The organism is Nitratidesulfovibrio oxamicus (genome assembly GCF_015731765.1).
Lineage (GTDB): Bacteria > Desulfobacterota > Desulfovibrionia > Desulfovibrionales > Desulfovibrionaceae > Cupidesulfovibrio > Cupidesulfovibrio oxamicus.
Genome location: NZ_VRYY01000059.1, coordinates 1 through 7,836, shown reverse-complemented (window position 1 = coordinate 7,836; position 7,836 = coordinate 1). Strand labels below are relative to the sequence as shown.

Below are 7,836 nucleotides of genomic sequence, written 5' to 3'. Positions count from 1 at the left end.
CCTGGGCCGCCTGCGACGAACCGCCCGCCGCCGCCACGCCCACCATGGCGGCCAGCTGGCCCACCTGCACCATGCGCGCCCGGCTCATCTTCTCGTTGCTGTGCCGGGCCAGGGCGTGGGCCACCTCGTGCCCCACCACGGCGGCAAGCTCGGCGTCGGTGTCGGCAATATCCAGCAGGCCGGTGTACACGGCCACCTTGCCGCCGGGCAGGCAGAAGGCGTTGACCACGTCCTTCTCTATGGTGTGAAATTCCCAGCGGTACTGGGGGCGTTCGGCCACTGCGGCGATGCGTCGACCCACCCGTTCCACGCGGGCGGATTCAGCCGTTCCGGTGACCTCCTTCTCCTTCTTCAGCACCTGCTGCATGGCGGCAAGGCCCATCTTGGCCTCGTCCGCATCAGAGTACATGATCAGCTGGCTGCGCCCGGTATAGGGGGCCTTGGCGCATCCGGCCAGGCCCAGCAGCAGCACGCACAGCGCAAGGACAGCAAGACGGCGGATGCGGCGCGCGCTGACGCGCGGACCCTGGTCCATCCTCCACCCCGTATCCCGGCGCATATCCCTGTCATTGACGAACGATTGCATGTGGTTCCGCCCCGTGGCCCCGCCGTCCGCCGCCGCGGGGCGAACCCGCGCGGCTTGACGGAATCGTCGATTGCCGTATTTTCCCCTACCTGACGGGGCCGAACACGGCCCCTGCGGCAGGGCTTCCGGCTCCCTGCCGGAAACGCGCCCCCAATAGCGTATTTTCCCGGAAAGGAACAGTCATGGGCAAGGACCTGATCATCGTCGAATCCCCCGCCAAGGTGAAGACCATCAAGAAATTCCTTGGCGGCAACTACGCCGTGCATGCCAGCGTGGGCCACGTGCGCGACCTGCCCACCAGCGAACTGGGCGTCGACGAGGCCAACGGCTTTGCCCCCCGCTACCAGGTCATCGACGGCAAGCAGAAGGTGGTTTCCGCCCTCAAGGAAGCCGCCGCCAAGGCCGACAACGTGTACCTTGCGCCCGACCCCGACCGCGAGGGCGAGGCCATTGCCTGGCATGTGGCGGAACTGATCCGCGACAAGAACACCAACATCCGGCGCATCCAGTTCAACGAAATCACCGCCCGCGCGGTAAAGGAAGCGCTGGAAAACCCGCGCGAACTGAACCGCAACCTGTTCGACGCCCAGCAGGCCCGCCGCGTGCTGGACCGCCTGGTGGGCTACAAGCTTTCCCCCCTGCTGTGGAAGAAGGTGAAGCGCGGCATTTCCGCCGGGCGCGTGCAGTCCGTGGCCCTGCGCCTGATCGTGGACCGCGAGACCGAGCGCCGCGCCTTCAACCCGGAAGAATACTGGCTGTTCCGCGCGCGGCTGGCCGGGGCCACTCCGCCCCCCTTCCGGGCCGACCTGCACAAGCTGCACGGCAAGAAGCCCGCCATCGGCAGCGCGGCGGACGCCGCCGCCGTGGAAGCCTCCATGCAGGGCCAGCCCTTCGTCATTACCGGCATTGACGAAAAGGAACGCCAGCGCCAGCCGCAGCCCCCGTTCATCACCTCCACGCTGCAACAGTCGGCCAGCCAGCGGCTGGGATATTCGGCCAAGCGCACCATGAACATCGCCCAGCGCCTGTACGAAGGCGTGGAACTGGGCGAGGCGGGCACCGTGGCCCTGATCACCTACATGCGTACCGACTCCGTGCGCATTGCGGACGAGGCGCGCGACGCCGCGCGCGAATTCATCGCCGCCACCTGGGGCGACGACCACCTGCCCGCCAAGGCCCGCCAGTTCAAGACCAAGGGCGGCGCGCAGGACGCGCACGAAGCCATCCGGCCCGTTGACGTGAGCGTTACGCCGGATTCCGTGCGCCATCTGCTGCCGCCGGACCAGTTCCAGTTGTACCGGCTGGTGTGGCAGCGCTTTGTCGCCTCGCAGATGGCGGCGGCGCGCTTTCACGACACCACGGTGACCATCGCCTGCGGCCCCGTCGAATGGCGCGCCAAGGGCGAACGGCTGCTGTTCCCCGGCTTTCTGGCCGCGTCACCCCAGAAGGACGCGGTCGCGGACGGCGAGGAAGTGGCCGAGGGCGACCTGCCCAAGCTTTCCGTGGGCGAGGAACTGACCGCCCTGTCCGTGGAAAAGGAACAGAAGTTCACCCAGCCCCCGGCCCGCTACACCGAAGCATCGCTGGTGCGCGAACTGGAAGAGCGCGGCATAGGCCGCCCGTCCACCTACGCGGCCATCATCTCCACCCTGCTCGACCGCGACTACGCCCGGCTGGAGGAAAAGCACTTCGCCCCCACCGACCTTGGGGCGGTGGTGTGCGACCTGCTGGCCGGACACTTCACCACCCTGATGGACGTGGACTTCACCGCACAGATGGAAGGTTCGCTGGACAAGGTGGCCGAAGGCGACCTGGACTGGGTGAAGCTGCTGGAAGACTTTACCGGCGGGTTCAACCCGGTGCTGGAACGCGCCGCCCAGGCCATGGACACCGTGAAGGGCGGCCTGCCCAGCGGCATAGACTGCGAACTGTGCGGCAAGCCCATGGTCATCAAGTTCGGCAAGGCGGGCACCTTCCTGGCCTGCTCCGGCTACCCGACCTGCCGCAACACCAAGAACTTCACCCGCGACGAAAAGGGCAACATCCAGGTCGAACAGAAGCTGCGCGAGGAACCGGAAAAGGTGGGCACCTGCCCGCAATGCGGTGGCGACCTGGTACTGAAGAAGGCCCGCACCGGCAGCCGGTTCATCGCCTGCACCAAGTACCCGGACTGCACCTATACCGCGCCCTTCTCCACCGGCGTGCCCTGCCCGCGCGAAGGGTGCAAGGGCGTGCTGGTGGAAAAAAGCTCCAAGCGCGGCAAGATCTTCTATTCGTGCAGCGCCTACCCCAAGTGCGACTACGCCCTGTGGGACTGGCCCGTGCCCGGCCCGTGCCCGGACTGCAATTCGCCCCTGCTGGTGATCAAGAACACCCGCGCCCGGGGCCGCCACATCGCCTGTCCGGAAAAGACCTGCAAGTATTCCCGCGATCTGGACGAGGACGGCGGCGGCGAGGAATAGCCCGCCGGGACGATTGCGGAACGAAGCAGGAAGACGCCTTGAGGAAGACGGGGCGCTGCCCCGCACCCCGCAGCTCTGCTGTCCCCATCCGTAGGACTCGCGCGTGGCGCACGGTGATCGTACGGCTCGCAAGCTCGCCAACGGGCACGCTTCGCGCCCTTCGGGTCGATCTGCGCGCTCGCCCAACGGCTGGAGCAAGGGGGCCGCGCCCCCTTGACCCCTTTATGGGGCAACCTAGCTGAACATATCGTCATTCCAATCCCCCGCCACGGCATGTGGCGGGGGATTTTGCGTTGGCGCGCAGGACAAACGCGGCCAACGGACAACACAGCAGACGGGCAGACGGACGCGCGAGCCAATGGCTACTGCCTGTCATGCACGATCATGCTCAGTCCTTCGCCCATGCCATGGCCACGCACCCTTGGGACTGCCTTCCCACCCCCTTCCCGCCCCCTTGCGGGCCGCACCCCGGAAAAATCGCACGCTAGCCTGCCGGTGCACGGCGCGCGCCGCGCCCGGATTGGCCGGGCGTACCCAGCCGAACACCCGGCCGGAGCGGACGTGCCGCGTTGACACCCACTAGAGAGGAATGCATATGTGGAACAACTGGTTGCAAGGCAGCGGCGAATCTTACGACGACAAACGGCGCGGCCTGTACCGGCAGGTTCGGGACACGTCGCGCCAGGCCATGGGAGCCACCACCATGCAGGAGTGGTATCGGCTGTTCGATGGCGGGCTGCGCTCCATCCGGGGTTTCGAGCACAAGGGCAGCAAGCTGCCGGACAACGAATCCGACGCGCTGCGGCAGGGCTTTCTGCGCGACATGTTTGAGGAGGCCCGGCCCGACCGTTTTGACGATTTCTGGCGCTTTCCCCGGCAGGATGGCGACAGCGGGCTGGAACTGGACGCCAGGCGGCTTGGCATGTCCGTGTATGGCAAGCCGCTGGGGCCGTCGCTGGATGGGCGCAACACCCACCCCGTGCCCCCGGAGGGACTCGACAGCAGGTACGAAGACATCGCGGGGCGCGAACCGGACATGCCCGGCCAGTCCAATCAACCCAATCAGCCCGGTGCGCCGGGTCGGGCGGGCGAACCGAAGCCGTTCGATCCGGACAACGTGGACGGGCGGCAGCTTATGGTCATGCGACGGAAGCCTGGCCAGCAGCCCGTACCGAACCCCGTCAAGCTGATGTCCGCCGACGGCACGGCGCGCGATGCGTCCAGATTTGCGCCTGCGGGGGCAGATGGCGGAACCTCCGGCGGTGCGGGGCCTGCGGAACAACCGGGCAGCCGGACCACCCGACCCGGCCCGGGCAACGCGCAGGAAGGCCCCCTGCAACGCGCCGCGCGCACCTTTCTGGAAGGAGCAGGTCCCGGCCCACTCACTGAGCCGAAGGCGCAGGAACAACCCCGGCCCGGCGAGCCGGTTCCCGCGTCCACGGGCGGCGGCAAGGGGGCCGCGCCCGATGCGGCAACGCCCGGCAAGGGCGGCAACGGCGTTCTGGCCGTCCCCGACAAACCGGAGGACATCAACCGGATCACGGCGGATACACTGCACAAGCTGGAAGGCAACGTCCTGTACGCCTACATCCCCACGAAGGACGGCAAGCCCATGGACAACAGCAGCGCCACCATCGGGGCTGGTATCGACACGGGGCAGTGGAGTGCGGAGGGGCTGCGGGAACTGGGAGTACGTGACGACGTGGTCAATGCTATTCGCCCGCTGCTCGGCAAGAACGCCGCAGAAGCCAAACGGGTAATGGATGGTCTCGCGGCTGAGAACAAGCAAATAAAACTCACCCCCGAGCAGGCCAGCCACTTTAACGAAAAGATGACCATCCATTTCAAGGAAACGGCACAACAGCAGTACAACACCGCTCCACACAACACCGACGCCCAGGGCAAGACCATCCGCAAGTTCGAAGAATTGCCCAAGGAAATGCAGGCCACCATCACCTCCGTGCTCTACCAGCACGGCAGCACGGAGAAATTTCCCAAATTCTGGGAGCACTCCACCAAAGGCGACTGGAAAGGGGCCATCAAGGAATTGCGCAACTTCAGTTCCAACCCGGACTACAAGTACCACCCCCGCCGCAACACGGAGGCCGACCTCATGCAACAGGGCCTGGACAGGCTGCGCCAATGACGCACCCCGCAAGCTTCCTGCACATCACATTCCGGGGGGCCGCACGGCCCCCCCGTCCTCGCCGCACGCGGCCCATGCTGCTGGCGCTCGCCCTGTGGCTGGCCTGCCTTGGGGCATGGCGCCCGGCGCATGCCGAACCGCTGCCCGCCATGCAGCGGGTTCCAGTGGTGGCACCGGAACCGGAATTCTTCCGAAACTACATGCAGCGAAACCACGGATGGTTCCAACGGCTGGGCATCATGGACGCGGAAGGCCGCTATCCAATGGTTGACACCATTCCCGCCGGAGAATACGCGCCACGGTCCTTTGCCCGCGAACTCTACGAACGCGCGGACCTCACCGCCTTCCCTTCCGTGTTCCTGCCTGCCGCGTCTGCGAACAAGGCCACTTTTTCAGCCTTGGGCGTTCGCTATCAGGCCGAAGAGCCGTACATCCTGTTCATTGAAGACAAACCATGGGATCAAAACCTGCAAATCAGCCTGACCATACCTCACATCGGTTCACTGGACTGGGACGGCAACGGCCTCCGTGACTGGCTGTTCAGTTGCCGCATCCTGCTTCACAATCGCAATGTGGACCTCGGCTCCTTCCTGCTGGTGCTCAACCCCCAACCCACCGGGCCGCTCGACGTGCGGGTTCTGCGCGTTTCCTATTCGCCCCCCGACGACGTTCTGAATTTTACCACGTACTACGGCACCACAGCACGGGACTACCTGTTCACCATCGTGCGGGACAAACTGCCCGCCATCTATCCCGGCTGGACACCGCCCGCGCGGGCGGAAGACCTGCCCTGGCGCGACGCCCCCGGCATGGAGGGCGTGGGCTACGTCGAACATGTGGACGAGGGCAAAAAATGACGCGCAGGCAACGAAAAGGGGCGGCAGGCTTTGCGCCCCCGCCCCGCATGACAGCATAACTCTGGAACGAACGAAGAAATCAACGTCCGGCGGGGCAACCCGCGTGACAGAGGCCAACGCTGACGCCGTGCACTGCGGACCGCACCCCCGGTCGCCCTGCCGCGCTGTTCCCCTGTCCGGTTACTCCATCCGTGCCAGCACACCGCCGCTCGTCTTTACTCCCCTATTCTCCCTTGATGACGATGGACTCGCCCGTGGCCAACACCACCGAGCGCACCGTGGATTGCCCGGTCAGCCGCTCCGCGTTCAGCAGCGGGACATCCTTCGGCTCCGCCTCGTCGAGATCGATGACCCACGATTCGGCAAACGCCTCGCCTGGTCGAATCTGCATGCCGCGCACCAGCTTCAGGGTGCGCAGCACCCGCCCGGCCTCGTCCCGCACCGCACAGTCCACCACCACACGGCCCAGGGTCTGCGTGCTCTGGTTGGCCCCGGTCACCTGTATCACCAGCGTCTTGAAGTTGCGCCCCCCGGACAGGGTGTCTATGCCCACCAGGGTGCGGTCCAGGCGCACCAACCCTGCCAGCCGTTCGGCAATGCGGGCGTTTTCCTCCGCCGCCGCCGCACGTTCGCGGGCGCGTATGCGTTCCAGCGCGGCGGCGTGCGCGGCCAGTTGGCCATCCGGGTCCACCAGGCCGGTCACCTTCCAGCCGTCCTTGCCGTCGATCATCTCCACCCGCAGATCGAAGGTGGTCTCCAGCGCCTCGTTCTTCACGGGCACCGACACCACGGCCCTGTCGCCGTTGCGCTCGGCAATGACCGGGACAAACGCCCCCACCTGCTCGCGGAAGTCGGGGGGCAGCAGGTCCTCGCGCTTGCGCTCGCCCGCCGCGCCCACGGGCAGGGCAAGCAGCGCCTGACGCAGCACGTCGCGCAGCTGCGCCGTCTCTCGCGCGTCCGGGGTTGCCGTGCCCTGCACGCCGGATGCCTTCAGCTGCACCTCCATCAACTGGTCCACCACCCTGTCCAGGTCCACGCGACGCTCGAAGGCAGTCGCATCGCCGTTGCGGAAGGCCAGCGCCAGTTGCTCCACGGCGGTTTCGGGGCTGTTGGCCTTGATCCACCACCAGCCTCCGCCAGCGGCACCGCCCAGCACCACCAGCCCGGCCACCGCGTACAACACGAGGCGCAGGGTGCGTTTGGACAGTCCCTTTCTCTTGCCCGGCGCGGCCCCTGGGCCGTCAGCGACAGGAGATGCGGACGCACCTTTCGGCGCGGCAGCTTTCGAGGTCGCTGGGCCGGGCGCGGCAGAAGGCGCGCCGTCCAGCGATTCCGGGGCGGCGGTGAGCAGATCGCCCCCGGCGGATTTCTTCTTGCGGGAAAGGAAGGGCAACTTGAACGAGAATCCCATGGATGTCTCCGGTTGCGGAATTGCGGGATTACGGAAAATGGGGGCAAGGGCTGCGGGGCAGGCAGGAACCGATCACGCCGGTGTCCCGGCGCCAGCTGCCGTCAGCCCACCCTGCCCGCGTCAGCCCCATCGGCAACCGGCAGGTCGCACAGGGGGAGAATCAGCCCAGCACGTCGCCCAGGCCGCCGCATACCGCCGCCAACTCGTCATTGCCCACGGCAAAGGACAGCGCGGCGGCAAGGTCGAAGGGGGGCGCGGCGGCAAGGTCGGTGGGCAGCGGGGCATGCCCCAGTTCCGCCAGGTCGGCGCACAGGGCCGTGCACAGTTGCGGCCAGGGCTTCAGGAAGACCGCCGCCGCATGGCGCAACGCGGCG

5 protein-coding genes and 1 pseudogene are annotated in these 7,836 nt (G+C 66.8%); 3 read left to right on the top strand and 3 right to left on the bottom strand.

The window, feature by feature from the left end; genetic code table 11:
• Nucleotides 1-535: M48 family metallopeptidase (locus tag FVW20_RS02835; protein ID WP_231038810.1), on the bottom strand; the 535-nt coding region annotated here is incomplete at its 3' end.
• A gap of 233 nt (nt 536-768) precedes the next feature.
• Between FVW20_RS02835 and topA the strand changes: the two genes are divergently transcribed.
• From topA to FVW20_RS02820, 3 genes are all read left to right on the top strand, one after another.
• On the top strand, nt 769-3,048 hold the full coding sequence (topA, locus tag FVW20_RS02830; protein WP_196608207.1) for a type I DNA topoisomerase: 2,280 nt from the start codon (nt 769-771) through the stop codon (nt 3,046-3,048).
• Between the two features lie 595 nt (nt 3,049-3,643).
• Nucleotides 3,644-5,194, top strand: coding sequence for a pesticin C-terminus-like muramidase (locus tag FVW20_RS02825; protein ID WP_196608206.1), 1,551 nt, complete (start codon nt 3,644-3,646; stop codon nt 5,192-5,194).
• A 74-nt stretch (nt 5,195-5,268) separates the two neighbouring features.
• Nucleotides 5,269-6,051 (top strand): hypothetical protein, encoded by a 783-nt coding sequence (locus FVW20_RS02820; protein ID WP_231038809.1) that lies wholly within the window; start codon nt 5,269-5,271, stop codon nt 6,049-6,051.
• A gap of 223 nt (nt 6,052-6,274) precedes the next feature.
• On the opposite strand, the gene FVW20_RS02815 is transcribed toward FVW20_RS02820, so the two are convergent.
• Nucleotides 6,275-7,462, bottom strand: coding sequence for a hypothetical protein (locus FVW20_RS02815; protein ID WP_196608204.1), 1,188 nt, complete (start codon nt 7,460-7,462; stop codon nt 6,275-6,277).
• A 160-nt stretch (nt 7,463-7,622) separates the two neighbouring features.
• A pseudogene (locus FVW20_RS02810) lies at nt 7,623-7,836 on the bottom strand (glycosyltransferase family 2 protein); the annotation flags it as partial.